Origin of the sequence: Methylobacterium sp. WL18 (assembly GCF_008040015.1) — a bacterium.
GTDB lineage: Bacteria > Pseudomonadota > Alphaproteobacteria > Rhizobiales > Beijerinckiaceae > Methylobacterium > Methylobacterium mesophilicum.
The window spans coordinates 1-1,227 of the sequence record NZ_VRVD01000975.1 but is presented as its reverse complement, the minus strand read 5'-3'; the positions used below and the strand labels follow the sequence as shown (position 1 = coordinate 1,227).

Annotated in this window: 1 protein-coding gene and 1 pseudogene; both read right to left on the bottom strand. The window is 74.7% G+C overall.

Going from position 1 to position 1,227, the window contains the following annotated elements; all coding sequences use genetic code 11:
* A partial coding sequence (locus FV228_RS30230; RefSeq protein WP_147857788.1) for a vWA domain-containing protein occupies positions 1-880 on the bottom strand: 880 nt, incomplete at its 3' end.
* Positions 877-1,227, bottom strand: a pseudogene (locus FV228_RS30225) (MxaK protein); the annotation flags it as partial. The pseudogene FV228_RS30225 and the gene FV228_RS30230, both read right to left, overlap by 4 nt.

Genomic DNA, 1,227 nt, shown 5'->3' with positions numbered 1-1,227 from the left:
GGCGCGGCGTCCCGGCCGCGATCAGGGGGCGGTCGAGCCCGCCGGCCCCGTCGAGATGCGCGTAGGCCAGGCCCGTGCTCGCGGCGAGTTGCTTCAGGTGGTCCTCGCGCACGGAGGACAGGTGCTCGCTGCCCACGGCGGCGGCGGCCCCGAACGGGGCGTTGCGCGGATTGTAGCCGGCACGGGACTCGGCATCGGCCGGCGGGGGGCCGAACCGGTTCTCCTGCTGCACGTCGGTCTCGGCGTAGAAGCCGCGCTCGCGGCCGCGCTCGTCGAAGCGCGGGATCGGCGACAGGCCGTAGGCACCCGCGCCGACGATCAGGCCCCGCACCACACCGGGCTTGCCCTCGAAGGGCGGGATGCGGCCGCCGGGGAGCGGCGGCGTCTCCTGGCCGTCGGTGACGAACAGGAGATCCGTGCCGAGGCCGGCGGCCATCTCGACCGCCCGATACAGCCCGGCGGCGACGCGGCTGTCACCCTCCCAGGCCATCCGCCAGTCGATCGCCGCCAGCGCGCCGTCCAGCGGCGCGAAGTCGGCGCAGACCTCCACGGGGGTGAACAGCAGGAACGGCCGCCGCTCTGTGAACAGCGCCAGCGCCACCCGCGAGCCGCAGGGCAGGTCCGCCACCATCCGGCGCAGGGCCGCCTTGGCGGTCTCCAGACGGCTCTCCGGGCGGCCGTCGCGCGCGTAGTCGCGCACGTTCATCGAGCCGGTGATGTCCATCACGGCCAGCACCGCGACGCCCGCGCGGGTCACCGGGAGCGCCGGTACTACGAGGGCGGCGATCACCAGCACGAGCGCGAGGGCCAGCGCCTGGAAGCGGCGGCCGCCCAGGTTGCGGGCGAGCGGCAGATTTTTGAGAACTGTTTGCCGGCTCATGGTCCGCCCCTCGGCTGCCCGGGGATATCGGTCCAGATCTGCTTTGGCTCGGCGCGCAGCTCGTCGCCGCCGGCGCGGTCGAACTCCGGAAAATCGCGGATCAGCCGCGAGGCGACGTCGAGGTTGAACTTCGCGTCCCAGAAATCCGGCCGGTCGCGCAGCGCCCGCCGGTACTCCTGGCGGGCCAGGGTCACCTGCGGGCCGGCCTTGTCGATGGCGCCGCGGGTCAGGAGCCCGAAGGCCTCGCGCATCCTGGCGTTGGCGACCCGGTAGCGCGCGCGGGACGCGGCGTCGGCGGCCCCCGCCCGGTCGAGGGCGGCGACCAGGGGCTCGGTCTCCTCCAGGCG